Here is a 26263-nt window from a genome sequence, read left to right on the forward strand (position 1 = left end):
CTCGCACCGAAGGGAACGAGGCCGTGCGCCCGTCCGACACCGGCACCGAAGCCGCCCGCACCGCTGAAGCCGCCCGCACCGCGCCCGCCTCGGGCCTCCAGCGCGGACTCTGGTTCCTCGACCACCTGAACCCGGGCACCGTCACCTACACCACCCCGTGGACGTACCAGATCACCGGCCCGCTCGACCTCGGCCTGCTGGCCCGGGCCCTGGACGCCGTCACCGCCCGGCACGAGGCGCTGCGCACCACCTTCGCCCTGCACCCCGACGGCCCCCGCCAGCACGTCCACCCCGGGCTCACCGTGCCGCTCGCCGTCACCGACCTGCGCGCCCTGCCGGAGGGTGAACGCGAGGCCCGCGTCGAGGAGTTGATCGCCGAGCGCTCCGCCGAACCCTTCGACCTCGCGGCCGGCCCGCTGCTGCGCGCCGAGGCGGTCCGGCTCGCGGACGAGCACACCACCCTGCTGTTCGTCGTCCACCACATCATCTGGGACGGCTGGTCGGCCGACCTCTTCGAACGCGAACTCGCCGCCCACTACCGGGCGTTCACCGAGGGGCGGCGCGCCGACCTGCCGGCCCTCGGCACCCGGTACGCCGACTGGGCCGAGGAGGAGCGGCACACCTCCTACGAGGAGCACCTGGCCTACTGGAAGGACCGCCTCGACGGCGCCCCCGCCCTGCTCGACCTGCCCGGCGACCGCCCCCGGCCGGCGGAGCGCGGCGAGCGCGGCGCCACCGAGCACTTCGACTTCGTGCCCGGCACCGCCGCCCGGGTCCGGACGCTCGCCGAACAGGAGGGCGTCACCCCGTTCACCGTCCAACTCGCCGCCTTCGCGCTGCTGCTGAACCGCTGGACCGGCGCCGACGACCTGCTGATCGGCGCCCCGGTAACCACCCGCAACCGCCCCGAACTCGCCGACCTGCTGGGCTACTTCGTCAACCTGCTGCCGCTGCGCGTCAGGCTCGCCCCCGGCGCGGGCTTCCGCGAGCTGCTCGCCGACATCCAGGACGGCGCCTTCGACGCCTTCGGCTACCTCGACCTGCCCTTCGACCAGCTGGTCGACCACCTCGGCACCGCCCGCACCCCGCAGCACCCGCCGCTGGTCCAGGTGGTGTTCGGCGCCCACACCGAGGACCGCGCCCCGCTCGCCCTCGGCCCGGCCACCGCCCGGCGCACCGTCCGGGCCAACGGCACCAGCAAGTTCGACCTCACCTGGTCCGTCTTCGAACCAGCGGGCGACGGCCCCGACGCCGACGACGACGCCGAGCTGCGCGGCGAGGCCGAGTACAGCGGCGACCTCTTCGACCCCGCCACCGTCCGCCGCCTCGCCGCCGACTACGCGGCCCTGCTGGACGCCGCCCTCACCGACCCGGACGCCACCGTGCTCGGGCTCACCGCCGCCGACCGACCCCGGGGCGAGGCCCGGCTCGACCCCGGCCACTGCCTGCACCACCTCTTCGAACGGGCCGCCGACGCGCACGGCGACCGCCCGGCCGTCGACGACGCGCGGGAGCGCCTCGACTACGCCGAACTCGACCGCCGCGCCAACCGCCTGGCGCACACGCTGATCGCCCGTGGCGTCCGCCCCGGCGACCGGGTCGGCCTGCTGCTGGAACGCACCGCCGCCGTACCGGTCGCGATCCTCGCCGTCCTCAAGGCCGGCGCCGCCTACGTGCCGGTCGACCTCGTCGCCCCCGCCGACCGGGCCGCCTTGGTCTTCGGGGACACCGCGGTGAGCGCCGTCCTCACCGACCGCCCCGACCGGGCTCCCGACGGCCCCTGGCAGACCCTCGACCTGACCGCCGGCGCCGCCGGAGCCGCCGAGATCGCCGCCCACCCCGACACCCGCCCGCCCGCCGTCGGCCGCCCCGGCGACCTCGCCTACCTCATCTTCACCTCCGGCTCCACCGGCCGCCCCAAGGGCGTCGCCGTCGCCCACGAGCACGTCAGCCGGCTGCTGGACTCCGGCCGCGAGCACTTCGGCTTCGGCCCGGACACCACCTGGACGCTCTTCCACAGCTACGCCTTCGACTGGACGGTCTGGGAGCTCTGGGGCGCGCTGCTGCACGGCGCCCGGCTGCTCGTCGTGCCCTACCTGACCAGCCGCTCGCCCGAGGAGTTCGCCGAACTCCTGGACACCGAGCGGGTCACCCACCTCTGCCTCACCCCGTCCGCGCTGCGCCAGCTCGAACCGGCCCTGCGCCGCCGCCCGCGCGCCCTCCCCGCCCTGCGGTGGATCATGCTCGGCGGCGAGGCGCTCGACCCGGGCGTCGTCCAGCGCTGGCACGAGCTCGACCCGCTGCCGCCCGCCCGGCTCTGCAACCTGTACGGCATCACCGAGACCACCGTGCACGTCACCGTCCACGACGTGGCCGAGGGCGGCGCCGGTTTCGAACGCAGCCTGATCGGCGAGCCGATGCCGCACCTGACCGCCGCCGTCCTGGACGACTGGCTGCGGCCCTGCCCGCCCGGCGTGCCCGGCGAGCTGTACATCGGGGGCGGCAGCCTCGCCCACGGCTACTGGGGGCGCCCCGGACTCACCGCAGGACGCTTCGTCGCCGACCCGGCCGGCCCGCCCGGCGCCCGCCTCTACCGCACCGGCGACGTCGCCAGGCGGCTGCCGGACGGCGGCCTGGAGTACGTCGGCCGCGCCGACTTCCAGGTCAAGCTGCGCGGCTTCCGGATCGAACTCGGCGAGATCGAGAACGCCCTCGCCGCGCACCCGGACGTCGACTCCTGCGTGGTGACCGTCCACGAGGACCGGCTCGCCGCGTACGTCACCGGCCGGGACCCGGCGGACGTCCGCGACTTCCTGGGCCGCTCACTGCCCGCGTACATGGTCCCGGCGAGCGTCACCCTGCTGGACGCGCTGCCGCTCACCGTCAACGGCAAGGTCGACCGGGCCGCGCTGCCCGCCCCCGGCCAGGCCGCACCCGCCTGGGCCGGCCGCCACGTCGAGGCCCGCACCCCGGAGGAGGAGCTGTTCGCCGCCGTCTGGACGGACGTGCTCGGGGTGCCCGGGATCGGCGTCCACGACGACTTCTTCCACCTCGGCGGCGACTCCATCCGGGCCGTCCAGCTGGCCGGTGCGCTGCACGACCGGGGCTGGCAGGTCTCCCTGCGGGACGTCTTCAACGCGCCCACCGTCGCCGCCCTGCTGCCGCTCGCCCGGCCCGTCGAGGCCGACCCCGGCGCCGACCGGCCGTTCGCGCTGATCGACGAGGAGGACCGGGCGGAGCTGCCGCCAGGGATCGTCGACGCCTACCCGATGGTCTCCATGCAGCTGTCGATGGTCTTCCACATGGAGGTCGCCGGCGGCACCGACAGCTACCACAACGTCAACTCCTACCGGATCACCGGAGACCTCGACGAGACGGCGTTCCGCCGCTCCGTCGACGAGGCGATGGCCCGCCACGCCGTACTGCGCACCGGCCTCGACCTCTCCGGCTACGGCGAACCGCTCCAGCTGGTGCACGGCGCGCTGCCCGCCCCCGTCGAGTTCGCCGACCTGCGCGGCCGGCCGGAGGCCGAGCAGGACCCGGAGGTCCGGGCCGTCTTCGAGCACCACCGCGACCGGCCGTTCGACCTCGCCGCGCCCCCGCTGTTCCGGATCACCGTGCAGCGGCTCGCCGACCGGGCCTTCCAGCTCACCGTCTCCGAGCACCACGCCATCCTGGACGGCTGGAGCTTCACCTCGCTGCTCACCGAGATCCTCGAACGGCACAGCGTGCTCGCCGCCGACCCGGCCTCCGCGCCCGCCCCGCCGCCGCGCACCGCCTTCCGCGACTTCGTGGCCGTGGAACGCGCCGCCACGATCGATCAGGAGGCGCTCGCCTACTGGCACCGGCGGCTCGACGGCGCCACCGCACAGCTCTGGCCGGGCAGCGAGGACGTCCACGAGCTGCCGCGCACCGTGGAGCGGGTGCTCCCGGACGCGCCGGAGCAGCTGCGGGCCGTCGCCGACGCGCTCGCCGTCCCGGTCAAGTCCGTCGCGCTCGCCGCCCACCTGTACGCCCTCGCCCGGATCACCGGGCGGCGGCGGGTGACCACCGGTCTGGCGATGAACGGCCGGCTCGAACGGCTCGGCGGCACCGAGGTCTACGGGCTCTTCCTCAACACCGTCCCGCTGGTCGCCGAACCGGGGGAGGACCTGGCGGCGCTGGTGCGGCACGTGCACCGCGAGGAGCTCGACATGATGCCGCACCGCCGGGTGCCGTTCGCCCGGCTGGCCCGGATGATGGCCGACACCGCGCTCGACAGCCAGTTCGGCTACCTGCGCTTCCACGCCCTGGGCCGGCTCAGCGCGGCCCGCATCGAGGACGGCCGGATCGGCAGCGAACCCACCTACCGGCACGAGCCCAACAGCTTCACCTTCGGCGCCTCCCTGATCCAGGACCCGGCCTCGCAGCGGGTGCTGCTCGCCGTGGACCACCAGCGGGCGCTGGTGGACGACGCCACGGCGGAGGAGTTCATCGACACCTACGCGGCGGCCCTGGGCCGGCTGGCCGGCGAGGTCTGACGGGGCGGGCACCCGACCGCGGGCAGCCGTCCGGTGCCCGGCCCCACCCCATGCCTCCCGACCCCGCGCCTCCACGACTTCGCACCACCGCACCACCACCCCGCCCGACCTCACCGAGGAGTACTCCGCCATGACCACCTTCGCCGAGCCGGCCACCGACACCGCTGACACCGCCACCACCCCCGCCGACCTGCTCGCCCGGCTCCGCGCCGCCGTCGCCGCCCACCCCGAGCGGCCCGCCGTGCACGCCGTCGACGGCAGCCTCGACTTCGCCGCCCTGGACCGCCGCACCGCCGCCCTCGCCGCCGCCCTCCGGGCCCGGGGCGTGCGACGCGGCGACCGGGTCGGCGTCCACCTCGCCCGCACCCTGGACCTGCCGGTCGCCCTGCTCGCCGTCTGGCGGGCCGGCGCCGCCTACGTCCCGCTCGACCCCGCCTACCCGGCCGAGCGGATCGCCTTCATGGCCGCCGACGCCCGCCTCGCCGGCGTGGTCAGCGCCGAGCCGGCCCCGCCCGTCCCGGCCGGCGTCCCGGTGCTCCGCCCCGATGCCGCGTCCGAGCACACGGACGCCGACGCCTTCGCCCCGCACCCGCTGGACTCCGCCTACGTCATCTACACCTCCGGCTCCACCGGCCGCCCCAAGGGCGTCGAGGTGCCGCACGGCGCCGTCGCCGACCTCGCGGCCGGTCTGGAGCGGGCCGGCGCCTACCGGCCGGAGCCGTCTGTGGTCGCCTGGAACGCCAGCGTCTCCTTCGACGCCTCCGTCCAGCAGTGGATCCGGATCTGCCGGGGCGACACCCTGGTGCTCGTCGACGACGCCCGGCGCGCCGACCCGGCCCGGCTGGCCGCGCTGCTCGCCGAGCACGCCGTCACCGACCTCGACCTGACGCCGTCCCACTGGCAGCTGCTCCGCGAGCAGCTGACCGGCCGGCAGCTGACCGGCGAGCAGCTGACCGGCGCGGCCGTCCCGCGGCTGTTCATGGGCGGCGAGCCCGTCCCGGAGCGCACCTGGCGCGAGCTGGCCGACGGCGGCGTCGAGGCCTTCAACCTGTACGGGCCGACCGAGTGCACGGTCGACGCGATCACCGCCCGGATCACCGGCCCCGGCCCGCACCTGGGCGAGCCGCTGCCCGGGGTGCGCGTCCACCTGCTGGACGAGCGGCTCGTGCCGGTCACCGCGCCCGGCGCGGTCGGCGAGCTGTACCTGGCCGGGCCGGGCCTCGCGCACGGCTACGCCGGGCAGCCGGGGCCGACCGCCGGCCGCTTCGTCGCCGACCCGTTCGCGACCGCGCCCGGCGCCCGGATGTACCGCACCGGCGACCAGGCGCGCCGCTCCGCCGAGGGCCTGCTGGAGTACGTCGGCCGGGTCGACCGCCAGGTCAAGCTGCGCGGCTTCCGGATCGAACTCGGCGAGGTCGAGCACGCGCTGGCGGCCTCGGCGGGCGTCACGGCCGCCGCGGTGACCGTGCACGAGCCCGCTCCCGGGGACACCCGCCTGGCCGCCTACGTCACCGGCCCGGCCGTCGCCCCCGCCGAGCTGCTGGCCGAGCTGCGCCGCACCCTGCCCGCGCACCTGGTGCCCGCCACGGTGACCGTCCTGGACGCGCTGCCGCTCACCCCGAACGGCAAGGTCGACCACCGCGCCCTGCCGGCGCCGGCGGCCGAGGTGGCGCCGGAGGCCACCGGCGGGGGAGTGGCGGAGCAGGTCGCCGAGGTGTGGCGCACCGTGCTCGGCGTCCCCGAGGTGCTGCCCAGCGACGACTTCCTCTCGCTCGGCGGCCACTCGCTCGCCGCGCTGCGCGTCGTCCACCTGCTGCGCCGCAAGCTGAACGTCGAACTCCAGCTGCGGCACCTGCTCGACGCCGCCGACCTGGCGGCCTTCACCGGGGCCGTGCGGCGCGCCGCCGAGGCCGGTCCGGCCGCCGCCCGCCCGGCCCTCACCGCTCGCCGGGCGGCCGTCCGATGAGCCCGATCACCGACGCCATCACCGGGCCCGCCGCCCGCCCGCCGGTGACCGCGGTCTCCCGGCCGCCGATCACCCCCCGCCCGCGTCCGGAGGCCACCGCGCCGCCCGCCCGCAGCCTTCCCCCAGCCGCTCCCGCCCCCGCTCCCGCCCGCGCCGTCCCGGCCACCCGGCCGCGCACCGAGGGCGACTGGTTCCTCCTCCCCGCGCCCCAACCCTCCCCTCCCGTCCGGCTGTTCTGCTTCCCGCACGCCGGCGGCGACGCCACCGCCTTCACCCCGCTGGCCCGGGCCATCGCGCCCGCCGCCGAGGTCTGGGCGCTGCGCCCGCCGGCCCGCGGCGGCCGCAGCCGGGAGCCGATGCCCGCCGACTTCGCCGCCCTGACGGCCGACGTCGCCGAGGCGATCGCCCCGCACCTGGGCCCCGGCCGCCGGGCCGTCTTCTACGGCCAGAGCTTCGGCGCCCTGCTCGCCTACGAGGTGGCCCGGGCGCTGCCCGCCGACCGCCGCCCCGAGCTGGTGGTGGTGGCCGGCGCGCCCAGCCCGGCCGAGTGGGCCGAACGCGAGTCCAAGGACCTCGACGCGGCCGAACTCCTCCGCCTGACCGGCCTGGAGGAGCTGGTCCGGGCCGATCCCGAACTGGTGGAGCTCGCCCTCGGCGGCATCCGCACCGACCTCGCGGTCAGCGCCACCTACCGCCACCGGCCGCACCCGCCGCTGGCCTCGGCGCTGTACGCGCTGGCCGGCGCGGACGATCCGATGCTCGCCACCACCGACCTCACCGGCTGGGCCGCCCACACCCGGGGTGCCTTCGGCCACCGGGTGCTGCCCGGCGGGCACCTGCTCGCCACCGTCGACCGGCCCGGCCCGGTCGACCTCCTGACCTCCCTGCTGACCGGCCGCGCGGCGGCCGACCCCACCGCCGGTACCGCCACCGCCTCCGCCACTGGCACCGCCACCGCCACCGCCTCCGAGGAGCAGCCGTCATGGTGACCACCACCTCCGTCGACCTGACCGACCCCGCCCTGTGGGCCCGCCCGGAGACCCCGGCCCTGGTCGCCGAACTGCGCCGCGAGGCGCCCGTCCACCGCACCGAAAGCCTCGACGACGGCCCGATCTGGTCGGTGATGACGTACCAGGAGTCGGCCGACGTGCTGCGCAACGCGGCCGTGTTCAGCTCCGAGTCCGGCTCGCTGCTGGGGGCCGGCGTCGGGAACGTGCCGGTCGGCTCGGGCCGGATGATGGCCCTCACCGACCCGCCCCGCCACCGCGAACTGCGGGCGCCCGCCAACCCGTTCTTCTCCAAGGGCGGGGTGCGCGGCGCCTCACGCTCGATCGCCGAGCGGGCCGGCGAGCTCTTCGACCGGGCCGTCGAGCAGGGCGAGGCCGACCTCGTCGACGTGGTCTCCGCGCTGCCGCTGGCCGTCATGTGCGACCTGCTGGACGTCCCGGAGCAGGACCGCGACATGATGGTCCGGGTCTGCGACGTGGCCTTCCTGGGCGCCACCCCGGAGGAACGCCGGGCCGGGCACCAGCAGTTGATCCCCTACCTGATGCACCAGGTGATGCTGCGGCGCACCGACCCGCGCGACGACCTCATCTCGATGATGGCCACCTACAAGGTCAACGGGCGGCTGATGCCGGTCGAGGACGTCGTGCTCAACCTGGACAACATCGTGGTGGGCGGCGTCCAGACGGTCCGCCACACCGCCGCGATGGGGCTGCACACCCTCGTCCAGCGGCCGGACCTCTGGCGGGCCCTGCAGCGCGGCGAGGTGGACATGGACTCCGCCGTCGACGAGTTGCTGCGCTGGACCTCGGTCGGGCTGCACACCCTGCGCACCGCCACCCGGGACATCGAGCTGGCCGGGCGGCAGATCCGGCGCGGCGACCGGGTCGCGGTCTGGGTCTGGTCGGCGAACCGGGACCCGGAGGCCTTCGAGGCCCCGGAGGAGATCCGGCTCGACCGCTCGCCCAACAAGCACCTGGCGCTGGGCCTGGGCGCCCACTACTGCATCGGCGCACCGCTGGCGAAGGCCGAGCTGAGCGCGCTGTTCTCGGCGGCGCTGGAGAAGGCGGCGACGATCGAACCGGCCGGTCCGGTGGAGTACAACCGCTCGATCATCAACTTCGGCCTGGACCGCTTCCCGGTCCGCCTGACCCCGCGCTGACCTGCGTCGAGACCGAGCCGACCACCCCCGCTCCACCCGCCGCGCGACCCAAGGCCCGCGCAGGAGGACGGCAGTCCTGGAACTGCCGCTCACCTGCCGGGCCTTGTGCCGCTTCCGGGCCGGCCCCGCCCCTACCTTCGAATCACACCGCACCGCGCCACCACCCACCGAGGAGAGCACCGTGAGCAACCCGTTCGAGGACGACAACGCCGGCTACCTGGTCCTGGTCAACGACGAGAACCAGCACTCGCTCTGGCCGGTCTGGATCGACGTGCCGGCCGGCTGGACCACCGCCCACGGCGAGGCGCCCCGCCAGGAGTGCCTGGAGTGGATCGAGGCCAACTGGACCGACATCCGCCCGGCCTCGCTGGTCGCCGGCCTCGACCGCCGGTGAGCGCCGCCATGGTCACCTGGGAGCTGAACCCCGGCCGTCCGGCCCTCGCCCGCGTCCCGGCCGTCGCCGACCTCGCCGAGGGCTGCGCCTGGCTCCGCGAGCACGAGGCCGAGCTGACCGCCGCCCTGCACGAGCACGGCACGATCTTCCTGCGCGGGCTGCCGGTCGCGGCCACCGAGGACGTCGCCGCCGTCCGCGACGTGCTGATCCCCGAACCCACCCCGTACCGGGAGAAGGCCACCCCGCGCAGCGACTTCGGCAACGGCGTGTTCTCGTCGACCGACCTGGCGGCCGCCCTGCCGATCCGGATGCACAACGAGAACAGCTACACCCTGACCTTCCCCGGCCGGCTGCTGTTCGCCTGCCTGGTCGCCCCGGAGGAGGGCGGCGCCACCCCGACGGCGGACGTCCGCAAGGTCCTCGCCGGGCTGCCGGCCCACCTGGCCGAGCGCGGCCGGAGCTCCGGCTGGACGCTCGACCGCAGCTACTCCGAGTACGTCTCGCTGCCCTGGCGGACCGCCTTCGCCACCGAGGAGCGCGCCGAGGTCGAGCGGTACTGCCGGGAGAACGGCATCACCTGGGAGTGGCTGGCGGACGGCAACCTGCGCACCACCCAGCTGCGGCCGGCCACCATCCGCCACCCGCACACCGGCGAGGAGGTCTGGTTCAACCACCTGGCCTTCTGGAACGAGTGGTCGCTGGACCCGGACATCCGGGAGGCCATGGTCGAGGAGTTCGGCCCCGACGGCCTGCCGTTCAACACCGGCTTCGGCGACGGCGAGCCGGTCACCCGGGAGGACGTCGAGGCGCTGAACGCCGCCTACGAGGCCGCCACCGTGCGGGAGGCCTGGCAGGTCGGCGACGTGATGCTGGTCGACAACGTGCTCTGCGCGCACGGCCGCGACCCGTACCGCGGCGACCGGAAGATCGCCGTCGCGATGGGCCGCCCGGTCGACGTCCTCGACTGCGCGCCGTCCGTCCTCCCGGCCGTCGCCGTCCCTGCGTGACGGCGCCCCCCACCACACGCCCGTGACGTGAGCAGAGGAAGCACCGTGATCCCGGTTTCGTACGCACAACAGCGTCTCTGGCTGATCGATCAGATCGAAGGGCCGACCGCGCTCTACAACCTGCCGTTCGCGGTCCGCCTGCGCGGCGCGCTCGACCTCGACGCGCTGCGCGCCGCGACGGCGGACGTGGTCGCCCGGCACGAGGCCCTGCGCACGGTCTTCCCGGTGGACGCCACGGGCGTGCCGGTGCAGCACATCCTGCCGTCGGCGGAGGCGGGCACCGCCTTCACCACGGTGGAGTGCGCACCGGCCGACTACCCGGCCCTGCGGGACGGGGCCGCCGCCCACACCTTCGACCTGAGTGCCGAAACGCCCCTCCGGGTCACGGTCTTCTCGCTCACCCCGACCGACGACGGCGCGGACGCCGTCCCCGAGCACGTGCTGCTCGTCGTGCTCCACCACATCGCCGGCGACGGCTGGTCGCTCGGCCCGCTGCTGCGCGACCTCGCCGAGGCCTACACCGCGCGGCTGGCCGGCGCCGAGCCGGGCTGGGAGCCGCTGCCGGTCCAGTACGCCGACTACGCCCTCTGGCAGCGCGAGCTGCTCGGCGAGGAGTCCGACCCGTACAGCCTGATGAGCCGTCAACTCGACCACTGGAGAGGAGTCCTGGCCGGTCTGCCGGAGGAGCTGGAGCTGCCGGCGGACCGCCCCCGGCCGCCGGTGCCGAGCGGCGCCGCCGACGCCGTCCCGTTCGCCTTCGGCCCCGAGCTGCACGGCGCGCTGGCCGATCTCGCCCGGCAGCACCGCGCCACCCTGTTCGCCGTCCTCCAGGCCGGTCTGGCCGCCCTGTTCAACCGGTTGGGCGCCGGTACCGACATCCCGCTCGGCACCGGTGTGGCCGGCCGCTCCGACGAGGCGCTGAACGACCTGGTCGGCTTCTTCGTCAACACCCTGGTGCTGCGCACCGACACCTCCGGCGACCCGTCCTTCGTCGAACTCCTGGGCCGGGTCCGGGAGGCCCAGCTGGACGCCTTCGCCCACCAGGACGTGCCGTTCGAGCGGCTGGTCGAGGAGGTCAACCCGGCCCGCGCGCTCGGCCGCCACCCGCTGTTCCAGGCGCTGCTGGTGCTCCAGAACCACGAGGAGGGCGAACTCGGCCTGCCCGGGCTGGAGTCGGCGCCCGAGCCGCTGGGCCTGCGGGTCGCCAAGTTCGACCTCAACATCGGCGTCACCGAGCGGCACGGCCCGGACGGCGCCCCGGCCGGGCTTGAGGGCTCGGTCGAGTACGCCGCCGACCTGTACGACCGCGCCACCGTCGCCGGCCTCTTCGACCGCTTCGGCCGGCTGCTGGCCGCCGCTGCGGCCGACCCCGGGGCGCCGATCGGCACCCTGGACATCCTCGCCCCCGAGGAGCACACCCGCCTCGCCGAGGAGTGGAACGCCACCACCGCGCCGGTGCGCACCGGCTCGCTGCCCGCGCTGTTCGAGGAGCAGGCCGCCCGCACCCCGGACGCGGTCGCGCTCGCCCACGACGGCGGCACCGTCGGCTACGCCGAGCTGAACGCCCGGGCCAACCGGCTCGCCCACCACCTGGTGGCCGCCGGCGTCGGCCCGGAATCCCCGGTCGCGCTGCTCATGGAGCGCTCGGTGGACCTCGTCGTCGCCACCCTCGCGGTGCTCAAGGCCGGCGGCTGCTACGTACCGATGCACGCGAGCCTGCCGCCCGAGCGGATGGCCGCGCTGCTCGCCGACACCGGCGCGCCGGTGCTGCTCACCGACCGCGCCGAGCCCGGCTTCGCGCACACCGCCACCGTGGTCCGCCCCGGCGACGAGGCGGGGCGGCCCGACCACGACCCCGGCCTGCCCGTCCACCCCGACCGGCTCGCGTACGTGATGTTCACCTCCGGCTCGACCGGCACGCCCAAGGGCGTCGCCGTCCGCCACCGCGACGTCGTCGACCTCGCCGACGACCGCCGCTGGCGCGACGGGCGGCACGAGCGGGTCCTGCTGCACTCCCCGCACGCCTTCGACGCCGCCACCTACGAGCTGTGGACGCCGCTGCTGCACGGCGGCACGGTCGTCGTCGCCCCGCCCGGCACCCTGGACGCGGCGGCCCTGCACGCCCTGCCCGGCCGGCACGGTGTCACCGCGGTCTTCCTCACCAAGGCGCTGTTCGACCTGGTCGCCGAGCAGGCCCCGGAGACCTTCCGCGCGCTGCGGGTGGTCCTGACCGGCGGCGAGGCGGCCTCCGGCACCCTGATGCGCCGGGTCCTGGAGCACTGCCCCGAGCTGCTGCTCGCCCACGTCTACGGGCCCACCGAGGCCACCACCTTCGCCACCCACCACCACCTCCTCCCCGCCGACCTGGACGGCGCCCGGGCCCCGATCGGCGGCCCGCTGGACAACATGCGCGCCCACGTCCTGGACGCCCGCCTCCGGCCGGTGCCGCCCGGGGTGCCCGGCGAGCTGTACATCGCCGGGGCCGGCCTGGCCCGCGGCTACTGGCGCCGGGCCGCGCTGACCGCCGAGCGCTTCGTCGCGGACCCGTACGACCCGCACGGCCGCGGTGGCCGGATGTACCGCACCGGCGACCTGGTGCGCCGCCGGGCCGACGGCGCGATCGAGTTCCTCGGCCGGATCGACGGCCAGGTGAAGCTGCGCGGCTTCCGGATCGAGCTCGGCGAGATCGAGGCCGTGCTCTCCGGCCACCCCGCCGTCCGCCAGGTCATCGTGGTCGCCCGCGAGGACCGCCCCGGCGACACCCGGCTGGTCGGCTACTGCGCCGTCCCGGGCGACGCCCTCGACGAGGCGCCCGAACTCGCCGCCGAGCTCAAGCGGTTCGCCGCCGACACGCTCCCCGGCTACATGGTCCCCTCGGCCGTGGTGGTGCTGCCCGCGCTGCCGCTGAACGCCAACGGCAAGGTCGACCGGCGCGCCCTGCCCGCCCCCGAGCTCGGCGCCGACACCGAGGGCCGGGCCCCGCGCGACGAGCACGAGCGGGCGTTGTGCGCGCTGTTCGGCGAGATCCTCGGCATCGAGGACATCACCGTCGACGACGACTTCTTCGCCCTCGGCGGCCACTCGCTGCTCGCCACCCGCCTGGTCGGCCGGGTCCGCACCGAGCTCGGCGCCGAACTCGCCATCGGCGACCTCTTCCAGGCCCCGACCGTCGCCGCCCTCGCCGCCCGGATCGCCGGCGGACCGGCCCGCCCCGCGCTGCGCCCCGAGGAGCGCCCCGCCCACCTGCCGGTCTCCTTCGCCCAGCGCCGGCTCTGGTTCCTCGGCAAGGCCGAGGGCCCCGCCGCCACCTACAACGTCACCCTCGCCCTGCGGCTGACCGGCCCGCTCGACACCGCCGCCCTCGAAGCCGCCCTCGGCGACGTCCTCAACCGGCACGAGGCGCTGCGCACCGTCATCACCGAACTCGACGGCGTGCCCCACCAGTTGGTCCTGGACGCGGCGCCCGGGCCGCTGCTCACCGTCACCGACCGCCCGGCGCGGGAGCTGGTCGGCCACACCTTCGACCTGGCCGCCGACGTCCCGCTGCACGCCTACCTCCGCCCCGAGGGGCCCGAGGAGCACGTGCTCACCCTGGTGATGCACCACATCGCCAGCGACGGCTGGTCGCTGCGCCCGCTCTTCCGCGACCTCGCCGAGGCCTACACCGCCCGCCGCGCGGGCACCGCGCCCGACCGGGCGCCGCTGCCCGTGCAGTACGCCGACTACACCCTCTGGCAGTACCGCCTGCTCGGCGCGGACACCGACCCGCGCTCCCTGCTGGCCCGCCAGCTCGACCACTGGCGCCAGGCCCTGGCCGGCCTGCCGGACGAGCTGCCGCTCCCGCTGGACCGCCCCCGCCCGCCGGTGCCCAGCCACCGCGGCGACGTCGTCGAACTCGACGTCGACGCCGCCCTGCACGCCCGGCTCGCCGAGCTGGCCGGCCGGCACGGCGTCACCCTGTTCATGGTCCTCCAGGCCGCCTGGGCGACCCTGCTGCACCGCTTCGGCGCCGGGGACGACCTGCCGATCGGCACCCCGCTGGCCGGCCGGCTCGACACCGCGCTGGACGACCTGGTCGGCTTCTTCGCCAACACCCTGGTGCTGCGCACCGACCTGAGCGGCGCGCCCACCTTCACCGAGTTGCTGGGCCGCGTCCGGGAGGCCGACCTGGCCGCCTACGCCCACCAGGACGTGCCGTTCGAGCGGCTGGTCGAGGAGCTCAACCCGGCCCGCACGCTGGCCCGGCACCCGCTGTTCCAGGTGATGATCGCCTTCGACAACACCACCGGCGGCGGGCCGGAGTTCCCCGGCACCCGCGCCGCCTACGAGCCGCTCGGCCTGCCCACCACCGCCTTCGACCTGACCCTCAACCTCTCCGAGCGCCACCACCCGGACGGCGCCCCGGCCGGACTCTCCGGCGGCCTGGAGTTCGCCGTCGACCTGTTCGACCGCGACACCGCCGAGCGGCTCGCCACCGCCCTCGGTGAGCTGCTCGCCCAGGTCGCCCAGCGGCCCGAGCTCCCGGTCGCCGAGCTGGACGTGCTCGGTGCGGAGGGCCGCGCCGCGCTCGCCGCCTGGCACGACACCGCGAACCCCGCCGACGCCCCGCTCCTCCCGGCCGCCTTCGCCGCGCAGGCGGCGGCCACCCCGGAGGCCACCGCCCTGGTCTTCGGCGAGCTGCGGCTGAGCTTCGCCGAGCTGGACGCCCGCGCCAACCGGCTCGCCCACGGCCTGCGGGGAGCCGGCATCGGCCCCGAGTCGCTGGTCGCGCTGGCCGTGCCGCGCTCCGCCGAGTCGATCGTCGCCCTGCTCGCCGTGCTCAAGGCGGGCGCCGCCTACCTGCCGCTGGACTCCGACTACCCGCGCGACCGGCTCGCCCACATGCTGGCCGACGCCCGCCCGGCCGCCGTGCTCAGCACCGCCGCCTGGCCGGTCCCCGAGGTGCTGGCCGGCCTGACCGTGCTGCCCGCCGGCGCCGAGGCCTGGGAGCGGCAGCCCGCCGAGGCGCCCCCGGTCGAGGTCGGCCCCGAGCACGTCGCCTACGTCATCTACACCTCCGGCTCCACCGGCCGCCCCAAGGGCGTCGTGGTCCGGCACGGCGGCCTCGCCAACCTGCTCGCCTTCCACCGCGCCGAGACCCTCGCCCCGGCGCAGCGGGCCCACCCCGGGCGGCGGTTCGCCTTCGCCGCGACGGCCTCGCTGTCCTTCGACACCTCCCTGGAGGCGATCCTCTGGATGGTCGCCGGGCAGGAACTCCACCTGCTCGACGACGACCTGCGCCGCGACGCCGCCGCCGTCGTCCGCTACCTGGCCCGCACCGGCGCCGACACCCTCGACGTCACCCCGGCGCTGGCCGAGCGGCTGGTCGAGGAGGGCCTGCTCACCACCTGCCCGCCCGCCGTGCTGATGATCGGCGGCGAGGCCTGCGGCCAGCAGCTCTGGACCACCCTGCGCGCCGCGCCCGACACCCTGGTGTTCAACCTGTACGGGCCCACCGAGTGCACCGTCGACGCCCTGCACCACCGCCTGGGCGAGACCGCGGCCCGCCCGGTGATCGGCCGTCCGCTGCCCAACCTGCGCGCCCACCTGCTGGACGCGCGGCTGCGCCCGGTGCCGGTCGGCGTGCCCGGCGAGCTGTACCTGAGCGGCGTCGGCCTGGCCCGCGGCTACCTCGGCCGCCCGGCGCTGACCGCCGAGCGCTTCGTCGCCGACCCGAACGGCAGTGGCGAGCGGATGTACCGCACCGGCGACCTCGCCCGGCGCCGGGCCGACGGCACCGTGGAGTACCTCGGCCGCACCGACCACCAGGTCAAGGTGCGCGGCTTCCGGATCGAGCTCGGCGAGATCGAGGCCGTACTGACCGCCCACCCCGAGGTGGTGCAGGCCGCCGTCCTGCCGCACCAGGACGGCACGGCCGGCACCCGGCTGGTCGCCCACCTGGCCGTCGCGCCCGGCGCCGACCCGGCCGCGCTCGACCTCGCCGCGGTGCGCGCCCACGCCGCCGCCGTACTGCCCGACTACATGGTCCCGGCGGCCTTCACGGCCCTGGCCGAGCTGCCGCTGAACGTCAACGGCAAGCTCGACCGGGCCGCCCTGCCCGCCCCCGACTTCACCGCCGCCGCCGGGGGCGGCCGGGCCGCCCGCACCCCGCGCGAGGAGATCCTCTGCGGCCTCTTCGGCGAGGTCCTCGGCGTGCCGGAGGTCTCGATCGACGACGACTTCTTCGCCCTCGGCGGCCACTCGCTGCTCGCCACCAGGCTGCTCAGCCGGGTCCGTGCGACCCTCGGCGCCGAACTCGGCATCCGGGACGTCTTCGAGGCCCCGACCGTGGCCGGCCTCGCCGACCGCCTGGACGCCGCGGTCGCCCGGCCCGCGCTGACCGCCGGGCCGCGCCCCGAGCGGCTGCCGCTCTCCTCCGCGCAGCGCCGGCTCTGGCTGATCGACCGGATGGAGGGCCCCAGCGCCCTCTACAACATGCCGCTCGCCCTGCGCCTCACCGGCCTGCTCGACCGGGGCGCGCTCACCGCCGCGCTCACCGACCTGGCGGCCCGGCACGAGAGCCTGCGCACCGTGATCGCCGAGCACGAGGGCGAGCCGTACCAGCGGATCCTCGCCCCGGCCGAGGCCGCCGTCCCGGTCGAACTCCTCGACTGCGCGCCGGAGTCCGTCGAGGCCGAGGTCGACCGCGCGGCCCGCCGCCCGTTCGACCTGGCCGCCGAGCCGCCCGTGCGGATCACCCTGCTGCGGATCTCCGCGTACGAGCACGTGCTGGTCGTCGCGCTGCACCACATCGCCGGTGACGGCTGGTCGATGGGGCCGCTGCTGCGCGACCTCACCGAGGCCTACACCCTGCGCCTCGGCGGCGAGCAGGCCGCCCTCGCACCGCTCGCCGTCCAGTACGCCGACTACGCGCTCTGGCAGCGCGAGCTGCTCGGCGAGGAGGCCGACCCGGAGAGCCTGGTCTCCCGCCAACTCGCCTACTGGCGCAGCACCCTGGCCGACCTGCCGGAGGAGATCGCGCTGCCCGTGGACCGCCCCCGGGGCGCCCGGGCCGGCCACCGCGGCGACCGGGTCGCCCTGCCGATCGACGCCGAACTCCACGGCCGGCTGGTCGCGTTGTCCCGCGAGCACCGGGTCACCCTGTTCATGACCTGCCAGGCGGCGCTGGCCGCGCTGCTCACCCGGCTGGGCGCCGGTGCCGACGTGCCGATCGGCTCGGTGGTCGCGGGCCGCTCGGACGAGGCGCTGGACGAGCTGGTCGGCTTCTTCGTCAACACCCTGGTGCTGCGCACCGACACCTCCGGCGACCCGGCCTTCGCCGAACTCCTCGGCCGGGTCCGGGAGTCCGGACTCGGCGCCTACGCCCACCAGGACGTGCCGTTCGAGCGGCTGGTCGAGGAGCTCAACCCGGCCCGCTCGCTGGCCCGGCACCCGCTGTTCCAGGTCGCGATGGTCCTCCAGTCCACCGACGAGGGCGAGTTGGAGCTGCCCGGCCTGGAGGTCGAGGCGCTGCCCTCGGACACCGGGGTGGCCAAGTTCGACCTCAACATCACCCTGGAGGAGTTCTTCGGCCCGGACGGCGCGCCCGCCGGCCTGGACTGCGCGATCGATTACGCCACCGACCTGTTCGACCGGGAGACGGTGGAGGCGATCGCCGCCCGCTTCGGCCGGCTGCTGACCGCCGTCGTGGCGCACCCCGAGCAGCCGATCGGCCGCGTGGAGCTGCTGGACGAGCGCGAGCGCGCCGCCCTGCTCGCCCCCGCCGCCGCCCTGCCCGCGGACGTCCCGCTCGTCCCGGCCGCCTTCGCCGCGCAGGCGGCGGCCACCCCGGAGGCCACCGCCCTGGTCTTCGGCGAGCTGCGGCTGAGCTACGCCGAGCTGGACGCCCGTGCCAACCGCCTCGCCCACGGCCTGCTCGCCGCCGGCCTCGGCCCGGAGTCCGTGGTCGCCCTCGCCCTGCCCCGCTCGGCGGACACCGTCATCGCCCAACTGGCCGTGCTCAAGGCCGGTGCGGCCTTCCTGCCGCTGGACGCCGACTACCCCCGCGACCGGCTCGCCCACATGCTGGCCGACGCCCGCCCGGCGGCCGTGCTCAGCACCGGTGACTGGCCGCTGCCCGAGGTGCTGGCCGGCCTGACCGTACTGCCCGCCGAGGCCGAGGCCTGGGCCGGGCAGCCCGCCGAGGCGCCGCCGGTGCGCGTCGGCCCGGCCCACGCCGCGTACGTCATCTACACCTCCGGCTCCACCGGCCGCCCCAAGGGCGTCCTGGTGAGCCACGGTTCGATCGCCGCCCTGCTCGCCCACCACCGGGCCGAGACCTTCGCCGGGCCCGAGCGCCTGCACGGCCGGCTGAGCGTCGCCCTGACCGCCTCGCTCTGCTTCGACGCCTCCTGGGACAGCCTGCTCTGGATGGTCGCCGGCCACGAGCTGCACCTCATCGGCGACGACCTGCGCCGCGACGCGGCCGCCCTGGTCCGCCACCTGCGCGGCGCCGGCATCGGCGTCGTCAACGTCACCCCCAGCTACGCCGAACAGCTCCTCGCCGAAGGCCTGCTGGCGGCGGACGCGCCGGACGGGCAGGCCCCTCGCGTGCTGCTGCTCGGCGGCGAGGCCGTCGGCCGGTCCCTCTGGACCAGGCTCCGCGAGACCCCGGGCCTCACCGGCCACAACCTCTACGGCCCCACCGAGGCCACCGTCGACACCCTGCTCCACGCCTACGCCGACTCCGAGCGCCCCTCACTCGGCCGGCCCGTGCTCGGCACCCGCGCCCACGTACTGGACGAGCACCTGGCGCCCGTCCCGGTCGGGGTGCCCGGCGAGCTGTACCTGGCCGGGGCCGGCCTGGCCCGGGGCTACCTCGGCCGCCCGGCGCTGACCGCCGAGCGCTTCGTCGCCGACCCCTTCACCCCGGGCGGGAGGATGTACCGCACCGGCGACCTGGTGCGGCGCACCCGGGACGGCGGGATCGACTACCTGGGCCGTACCGACCACCAGGTCAAGCTGCGCGGCTTCCGGATCGAACTCGGCGAGATCGAGCAGGTGCTGAGCCGCCACCGGGCCGTCCGCCAGGCCGTGGTCACCCTGCACGAGAGCGCCGACGGCGACCGCCGGCTGGTCGCCCACTGCGCCACCACCGCCAGCACCGCCAGCACCGCCAGCACTGTCAGCACTGCCAGCACCGCCGAACTCGCCCAGGAGCTGCGCCGGTTCGCCGCCGAGTCGCTGCCCGGCCACATGGTCCCGGCCGCCGTCGTCGTGCTCGACGCGCTGCCGCTCACCGGCAGCGGCAAGGTCGACCGGCGCGCCCTGCCCGCCCCCGACTTCGCCCTCTTCACCGGGGGCCGCGCGCCCCGCACGGCCCGCGAGGAGCTGCTCTGCGGCCTCTTCGGCGAAGTCCTCGGCGCCGACCGGGTCTCGATCGACGACGACTTCTTCGCCCTCGGCGGCCACTCGCTGCTCGCCATGAAGCTGGCCGGCCGGGTCCGGGCCACCCTCGGCGCCGAACTCGGCATCCGGGACGTCTTCGAGGCCCCGACCGTCGCCGGCCTCGCCCAGCGCCTGGACGGCGGCACCGAGGCCCGGCCCGCGCCGACCGCCGGGCCGCGCCCCGAGCGGCTGCCGCTCTCCTCCGCGCAGCGCCGGCTCTGGCTGATCGACCGGATGGAGGGGCCCAGCGCCCTCTACAACCTGCCGCTCGCCCTGCGGATCGGCGGCCCGCTCGACCCTGCGGCCCTGGCCGCCGCGCTGGCCGACGTGGTCGCCCGGCACGAGAGCCTGCGCACCGTGATCGCCGAGCAGGACGGCGAGCCGTACCAGCGGATCGTCCCCGCCGACCAGGCCCGGGTCGCGTTCGAGCACCGCACCGCCCCGCCGGCCGACCCGGCCGCCGCCGTGGCCGGATACGCGGAGCTGCCCTTCGACCTCGCCGTCGACCTGCCGGTCCGGGCCCTGCTGCTGCCCGCCGGCCAGGGGTCGACGGAGCACCTGTTGGTCCTCGTCCTGCACCACATCGCCGGTGACGGCCGGTCGATGGAGCCGCTGCTGCGCGACCTCGCCGCCGCCTACGCGGCCCGCCGCGACGGCACCGCACCCGACTGGCGCCCGCTGCCCGTCCAGTACGCCGACTACGCGCTCTGGCAGCGCGAGCTGCTCGGCGACGAGGCCGACCCGCAGAGCCCGGCCGCCCGTCAGCTCGCCCACTGGCGGGAGGCGCTGGCCGGCCTGCCCGAGGAGCTGTCGCTGCCCCTCGACCGCCCCCGGCGCGCCGACAGCTCCCACCGCGGCGACCGCGTCGTCCTCCCGCTCGGCGCCGGACTCCACCGCGGCCTGACCGCCCTGGCGCGCGAGCACCGGGTGACGATGTTCATGACCCTCCAGGCCGGGCTGGCCGCGCTGCTCACCCGGCTGGGCGCCGGCACCGACGTCCCGATCGGCTCGGTGGTCGCCGGCCGCACGGACGAGGCGCTGGACGAGCTGGTCGGCTTCTTCGTCAACACCCTGGTGCTGCGCACCGACACCTCCGGGGACCCGGCCTTCAGCGAGCTGCTGCGCCGGGTCCGGGAGGCCCAGTTGGACGCCCACGCCCACCAGGACGTGCCGTTCGAGCGGCTGGTCGAGGAGCTCAACCCGGCCCGCTCGCTGGCCAGGCACCCGCTGTTCCAGGTGATGCTGCTGCTGGAGGGTGCGAGCCAGAGCGCGACCGGCGGCGACGCCCCGCTCGACCTGGCCGGGCTTCCGGCCGCGATCGAACCGGTCGGCGGCCACGTCGCCAAGTTCGACCTCTCGATCGGCATGGGCGAGTCCTTCGACGCCGACGGCGCCCCGGCCGGGCTGGAGTGCGCGATCGACTACGCCACCGACCTGTTCGACCGGGAGACGGTGGAGGCGATCGCGGTCCGCTTCGGCCGGCTGCTGACCGCCGTCGTGGCGGACCCCGAGCAGCCGATCGGCCGCGCCGAGCTGCTGGACGAGGACGAGCGCGCCGAACTCCTCGCCCCCGCCGCCGCCCTGCCCGCCGCGGTGCCGCTGCTGCCGGCCGCCTTCGCGGCGCAGGCGGCCCGCACCCCGGACGCCACCGCCCTGGTCGCCGGCGCCACCCGGCTCACCTTCGCCGAGCTGGACGCCCGCACCGCCCGGCTCGCCGACCGCCTGCGGGCGGCCGGGGCCGGACCGGACGCGGTGGTCGCCCTGGCGCTGCCGCGCTCCGCCGAGACCGTCGTCGCCCTGCTGGCCGTGCTCAGGGCCGGTGCGGCCTCGCTCCCGCTGGACGCCGAGTACCCGGCCGAGCGGACGGCGGCGATGCTCGCCGACGCCGCGCCCGCCCTGGTCCTCACCGACGAGGGCTGGCCGCTGCCCGAACTGCTCGCGGGCCTGCCCGTCCTCCCGGTGCACGGCGACGGCCCGGCGACGGTCCCGACCCCGGCCGCCGCCCCGGATCCGGCCGACGCCGCGTACGTCATCCACACCTCCGGCTCCACCGGCCGCCCCAAGGGCGTCCTGGTGAGCCACGGTTCGATCGCCGCCCTGCTCGCCTCGCACCGCGCGCCCACCGGCCCGATCGGCGCGACCGAACGGGCGCACGGCCGAGGCAGGGTCGCCCTGACCGCCTCGCTCTGCTTCGACGCCTCCTGGGACGGCCTGCTCTGGCTGATCGCCGGCCACGAGCTGCACCTGGTCGGCGACGAGGTCCGGCGCGACGCCGCCGCGCTCGTCCGGCACGTCCGCACCGAGCGGATCGACGTCCTGGAGGTCACCCCCTCCTACGCCGAACAGCTCCTCGACGAGGGCCTGCTGGACCTCGCCGCACCGCAGGGCCCGGCCCCCCGGGTGCTGCTGCTCGGCGGCGAGGCCGTCGGCCAGTCCCTCTGGACCAGGCTGCGCGAGGCCCCGCACACCACCGCCCACAACCTCTACGGCCCCACCGAGGCCACCGTCGACGCCCTCGTCCACCCCTTCGACGCGACCGGGCGCCCCTCGCTCGGCCGGCCCGTGCTCGGCACCCGCGCCCTGGTGCTGGACGAGCACCTGGCACCCGTCCCGGTGGGCGTGCCCGGCGAGCTGTACCTGGCCGGGGCCGGCCTGGCTCGGGGCTACCTCGGCCGCCCGGCGCTGACCGCCGAGCGCTTCGTCGCCGACCCCTTCACCCCCGGCGCCCGGATGTACCGCACCGGCGACCTGGTCCGGCGCACCCGGGATGGCGGGATCGACTACTTGGGCCGCACCGACCACCAGGTGAAGATCCGCGGCTTCCGGATCGAGCTCGGCGAGATCGAGCATGTGCTCACCCGCCACCCCCGGGTGCTGGCCGCCACCGTGACGGCCCGGGACGACGGCACCACCGGGCCCCGCCTGGTCGCCCACGTCGTCCCCGACACCGCAGGGGCCCTGGCCGCCGGCCCGCTCGACCTGGCCGAGCTGCGCGCCTTCGCCGCCGAGCGGCTGCCCGGCTACATGGTCCCGGCGGCGGTCGTTCCGCTCGACGCCTTCCCGCTGACCGCCAGCGGCAAGGTCGACCGGCGCGCCCTGCCCGCCCCCGACTTCGCCCTCCTCACCGGGGGCCGCGCGCCCCGCACCCCGCGCGAGGAGGTCCTCTGCGGCCTCTTCGCCGAAGTCCTCGGCGCCGACCGGGTCACGATCGACGACGGCTTCTTCGAGCTCGGCGGCCACTCGCTGCTCGCCATGAAGCTGCTCGGCCGGATCCGCACCGCCTTCGAGGGCGAGCTCGGCGAGCGCGCCGACCTCGGGATGCGGGCCCTGTTCGAGGCGCCGACCGTGGCGGGCCTGGCCCGCCGCCTGGACGCCCTGGACGCCGCGGATGCCCGAGATGCCCTGGACGTCCTGCTGCCGCTGCGGGCCGGGGGCAGCAAGGCCCCGCTGTTCTGCGTCCACCCCGCCGCCGGCATCAGCTGGGTCTACTCCGGCCTGCTGCGCCACCTCGACCCGGAGCGCCCGGTGTACGGCCTCCAGGCCCGCGGCCTGCGCGGCGGCTCCCCGGCCGCCGTCACCGAGATCGCCGCGGACTACGTACGGGAGATCCGCGCCGTCCGCCCGGAGGGGCCCTACCACCTGCTCGGCTGGTCCTTCGGCGCGGTGGTCGCCCAGGAGATGGCCGTCCAGCTCCAGGCGGCGGGTCAGGAGGTCGCCCTGCTCGCCCTGCTCGACGGCCTCCCGGCCGGCGCGGTCGCCGAGCAGCACCCGGCCTCCGACGACCCGGTCGAGACCCTCGCCGAACTGCTCGCCTCGCTCGGCTACGACCCGGCCGACGGCCGCGGCCAGGCCCGCCTGACCGCCCTGCTCGGCGAGGCCGCCGGCCTCCTGCCGGACGTCTTCGAGCACCACCGCAAGCTGATGGCCGAGCATGTGCCCGGCCACTACCGGGGCGGGGCCGTGTTCGTCGGCGCCACCGCCGACAAGCCCGCCGACTGGCCGTACGAGGCCGCCTGGGCCCCGTACCTCACCGGCCCCGTCACCGCCCACCGGATCGACTGCGCGCACGGCGCCCTGACCCAACCCGAGCCCCTCGCGCGGATCGCCGCCGTGCTGGCCGAAACGCTGGAGAGTGACCCGCGATGACCACGAGTACCGTCCCGGTCGAGCCGCCCGTGCTGGACGACGGACCGCGCCGCGGCCGCTGGGGCCTCTGGGCCCAGGGGGACTTCCGCAAGCTCTGGATCGGTGAGACGACCAGCGGTCTGGGCACCGCCGTCGGCAATGTCGCCCTCGCCCTGGTGGCGGTGGTGACCCTGGACGCCTCACCGTTCATGGTCGGCGTGCTGACCGCCTCCGCGTGGGTCCCGTGGCTGTTCCTCGGCCTGCTGGCCGGCGCCTGGGTGGACCGCTGGCCCCGGCTGAAGGTCATGCTGGTCTGCGACCTGCTGCTGCTCCTGCTGTTCGGCAGCGTGCCGGTGGCCGGCTGGTTCGACGCGCTGACCATGGCCCAGCTGATCGCGGTCGCCCTGCTGGCCGGCGCGGTGAAGGTGTTCTTCTCCACCGCGTACGGCGCCGTGCTGCCCGCCCTGGTCGCCAAGGACGACCTGCTGGAGGCCAACGTCAAGCTGCGCTCCGGGGACTCGGCGGCGGAGATCGCCGGCCCCGGCCTGGCCGGCCTGCTCTCCCAGGTGTTCGGCGCGGCCAGCGGCCTGCTCGCCGACGCGGTCACCTACCTGGTGTCGGCGCTCTGCCTGGGCTCCATCAAGGTGCAGGAGACGCCACCGCCGGTGGCCGAGCGGCGCGGCATCCTCAAGGAGATCGGCGAGGGCGTGCGCTTCCTGGCCGGCGACCCGTACCTGCGCACCCTGGCCCTGTTCGGCGCGGTCGGCAACCTCGGCCTCAACGGCATCCAGGCCGTGCAGACCGTCTTCCTGGTCCGCAGCGTCGGGGTCTCGCCCGGCGGCATCGGCGCCGTCTTCGCGGTGGTCTCGGTCGGCGGCCTGGCCGGGGCCGCGCTGGCCGGGCGGATCGCCCGCCGGTTCGGCACCGCCCGGGGGCTGCTGCTCTGCGAACTGGTCGCCGCGCCGTTCATCCTGCTGCTGCCGCCGGCCGGCGCCCGGCTGCCGCTCGCGGTGAGCGCGGTCGCCTGGTCGGTCGCGGTCTGCGGGGTGATCGCCGGGAACGTCCTCGCCGGCAGCTTCTACCAGTCCTACTGCCCGCCCGCGATGATCGGCCGGATCCGGGCCAGCGCCTCGACCGTCAACTTCAGCGCCATCCCGGTCGGCGCCCTGCTCGGCGGCTGGCTGGGCGAGGTGCTCGGCGCCCGCACCACCATCTGGATCATGGCGGCCGTGCTGCTCTCGGCCGGTGCCGTCCTGCTGGCGAGCCCGCTGCGGGGGATGCGGAACTTCCCCGAACGGCCCGCCGCCTGACCTCCCGTCCGGCCGCCCTCTCGTCCTCACCCATTGGAGCCCCGCCATGACCCGCACCGCCCGCCCGCGCCGCTACCTGATGTGCCGCCCGACCCACTTCGACGTCAGCTACACCATCAACCCGTGGATGGACCCGGCCAAGCCGGTCGACACCGACCTCGCCGTCGCCCAGTGGGAGCGCCTGTACGAGCTGTACCTGGAGCTCGGCCACCGCATCGACCTGATCGACCCGATCCCCGGCCTGCCGGACATGGTCTACGCGGCGAACGGCGCCACCGTGGTGGACGGGCGGGTGCTCGGCGCCCGGTTCCGCAACGCCGAGCGCGCCGCCGAAGGCCCGGCGTACCTGGAGTGGTTCCGGGCCAACGGCTTCGCGACGCACGACCCGGCGCACGTCAACGAGGGCGAGGGCGACCTGCTGCTCACCGACCGCTACCTGCTGGCCGGCCGGGGGTTCCGCAGCGTCTCCGCCGGGCACGCCGAGGCGCAGGAGTTCCTCCGCCGCCCGGTGATCGGCCTGGACCTCGTCGACCCGCGCTTCTACCACCTCGACACCGCGCTCAGCGTGCTCGACGGCGACCGGATCATGTACTACCCGGGGGCGTTCTCGGCCGGCAGCCGGGCGGTCCTGGCCCGGCTCTTCCCGGACGCGGTGCTGGTGGAGGAGGAGGACGCGGCGGCGTTCGGGCTCAACGTGGCCAGCGACGGGCTGAACGTGGTGCTGCCGGAGCCGGCCACCGGGGTCGCGGCCCGGCTGCGCGCGCACGGCTACCGGCCGATCGGGGTCGACCTCTCGGAGCTGCTCAAGGGCGGCGGCAGCGTGAAGTGCTGCACCCTGGAGATCCGCGAGGCCGTCTGACCCGCCTGAACCGGCCGGATCAACGCCCCGATCAACGACGGCGATCGACGCACGGTGCTCGTGCGTCGATCTGCCGTTGAACGCCCCTTGCCATGCTGATCACGTCAGCCCGGGGGAGCCCCCGGAAGCACCGGGGAGAACCCGGAGAACCCCTTCCCACCAGGGAAGACGACCCAGGGAGCAGTCATGGCGAAGCGTTCGACGATCGGTACCGCCCGGATCCGCCTGACCGTCGCGGGCCTCGGCCTCGGCACCCTGCTCGCCCTCGGCGTGGCGGGCACCGCGATGGCGGACGGCGTGGCCGGCGCCGGCCAGGGCGGCGTCACCGCCCCGACCGCCACCCCGACCCCGACCCCCACCGCGACCAACGGCAACGGCCACGGGGACTGGAACAGCACCGGCTCCTGAGCCCGGCCCGACCTCCGGCTAACCGCCCAGCCCCACCGAACCCCCCGGCGCAGAACCGTTTCTGCCGCCCCCGAAGCCCCG

At 76.1% G+C, this 26263-nt stretch carries 10 protein-coding genes; all 10 read left to right on the top strand.

Annotation, left to right across the window (positions count from 1 at the left end):
- Positions 1–23: 23 nt before the first annotated feature.
- The gene (locus ACFP3U_RS20865) at positions 24–4520 is read left to right on the top strand and encodes an amino acid adenylation domain-containing protein (protein ID WP_380227109.1); all 4497 of its coding nucleotides are present in this window, start codon (positions 24–26) and stop codon (positions 4518–4520) included.
- 130 nt (positions 4521–4650) lie between these two features.
- Complete coding sequence (locus ACFP3U_RS20870; RefSeq protein ID WP_380227110.1) at positions 4651–6486, top strand: non-ribosomal peptide synthetase; 1836 nt, start codon at positions 4651–4653, stop codon at positions 6484–6486.
- The gene (locus ACFP3U_RS20875) at positions 6483–7475 is read left to right on the top strand and encodes a thioesterase II family protein (RefSeq protein ID WP_380227111.1); all 993 of its coding nucleotides are present in this window, start codon (positions 6483–6485) and stop codon (positions 7473–7475) included. The genes ACFP3U_RS20870 and ACFP3U_RS20875 overlap by 4 nt, the downstream gene beginning before the upstream one ends.
- The gene (locus ACFP3U_RS20880; protein WP_380227112.1) at positions 7469–8653 is read left to right on the top strand and encodes a cytochrome P450; all 1185 of its coding nucleotides are present in this window, start codon (positions 7469–7471) and stop codon (positions 8651–8653) included. Before ACFP3U_RS20875 ends, ACFP3U_RS20880 begins: the two co-directional genes overlap by 7 nt.
- A gap of 181 nt (positions 8654–8834) precedes the next feature.
- Positions 8835–9047, top strand: a complete 213-nt coding sequence (locus ACFP3U_RS20885; protein WP_380227113.1) for an MbtH family protein — start codon at positions 8835–8837, stop codon at positions 9045–9047.
- Positions 9048–9055: 8 nt separating this feature from the next.
- On the top strand, positions 9056–10054 hold the full coding sequence (locus ACFP3U_RS20890; RefSeq protein WP_380227114.1) for a TauD/TfdA family dioxygenase: 999 nt from the start codon (positions 9056–9058) through the stop codon (positions 10052–10054).
- Between the two features lie 45 nt (positions 10055–10099).
- The gene (locus ACFP3U_RS20895; protein WP_380227115.1) at positions 10100–23626 is read left to right on the top strand and encodes a non-ribosomal peptide synthetase; all 13527 of its coding nucleotides are present in this window, start codon (positions 10100–10102) and stop codon (positions 23624–23626) included.
- The gene (locus ACFP3U_RS20900) at positions 23623–24915 is read left to right on the top strand and encodes an MFS transporter (RefSeq protein ID WP_380227116.1); all 1293 of its coding nucleotides are present in this window, start codon (positions 23623–23625) and stop codon (positions 24913–24915) included. Before ACFP3U_RS20895 ends, ACFP3U_RS20900 begins: the two co-directional genes overlap by 4 nt.
- Before the next feature lie 46 nt (positions 24916–24961).
- Positions 24962–25774 (top strand): dimethylargininase, encoded by an 813-nt coding sequence (gene ddaH / locus ACFP3U_RS20905; protein WP_380227118.1) that lies wholly within the window; start codon positions 24962–24964, stop codon positions 25772–25774.
- A 186-nt stretch (positions 25775–25960) separates the two neighbouring features.
- Positions 25961–26182, top strand: a complete 222-nt coding sequence (locus ACFP3U_RS20910; protein ID WP_380227119.1) for a hypothetical protein — start codon at positions 25961–25963, stop codon at positions 26180–26182.
- Positions 26183–26263 lie beyond the last annotated feature (81 nt).

This window comes from Kitasatospora misakiensis, from assembly GCF_042656005.1.
In the GTDB taxonomy this organism is placed as follows: domain Bacteria; phylum Actinomycetota; class Actinomycetes; order Streptomycetales; family Streptomycetaceae; genus Kitasatospora; species Kitasatospora misakiensis.

Coding starts and splice junctions, on each gene's coding strand:
- ACFP3U_RS20875 (WP_380227111.1), top strand. CDS start 6,483: ATGAGCCCGATCACCGACGCCATCACCGGGCCCGCCGCCCGCCCGCCG.
- ACFP3U_RS20900 (WP_380227116.1), top strand. CDS start 23,623: ATGACCACGAGTACCGTCCCGGTCGAGCCGCCCGTGCTGGACGACGGA.
- ACFP3U_RS20880 (WP_380227112.1), top strand. CDS start 7,469: ATGGTGACCACCACCTCCGTCGACCTGACCGACCCCGCCCTGTGGGCC.
- ACFP3U_RS20910 (WP_380227119.1), top strand. CDS start 25,961: ATGGCGAAGCGTTCGACGATCGGTACCGCCCGGATCCGCCTGACCGTC.
- ACFP3U_RS20890 (WP_380227114.1), top strand. CDS start 9,056: ATGGTCACCTGGGAGCTGAACCCCGGCCGTCCGGCCCTCGCCCGCGTC.
- ACFP3U_RS20870 (WP_380227110.1), top strand. CDS start 4,651: ATGACCACCTTCGCCGAGCCGGCCACCGACACCGCTGACACCGCCACC.
- ddaH (WP_380227118.1), top strand. CDS start 24,962: ATGACCCGCACCGCCCGCCCGCGCCGCTACCTGATGTGCCGCCCGACC.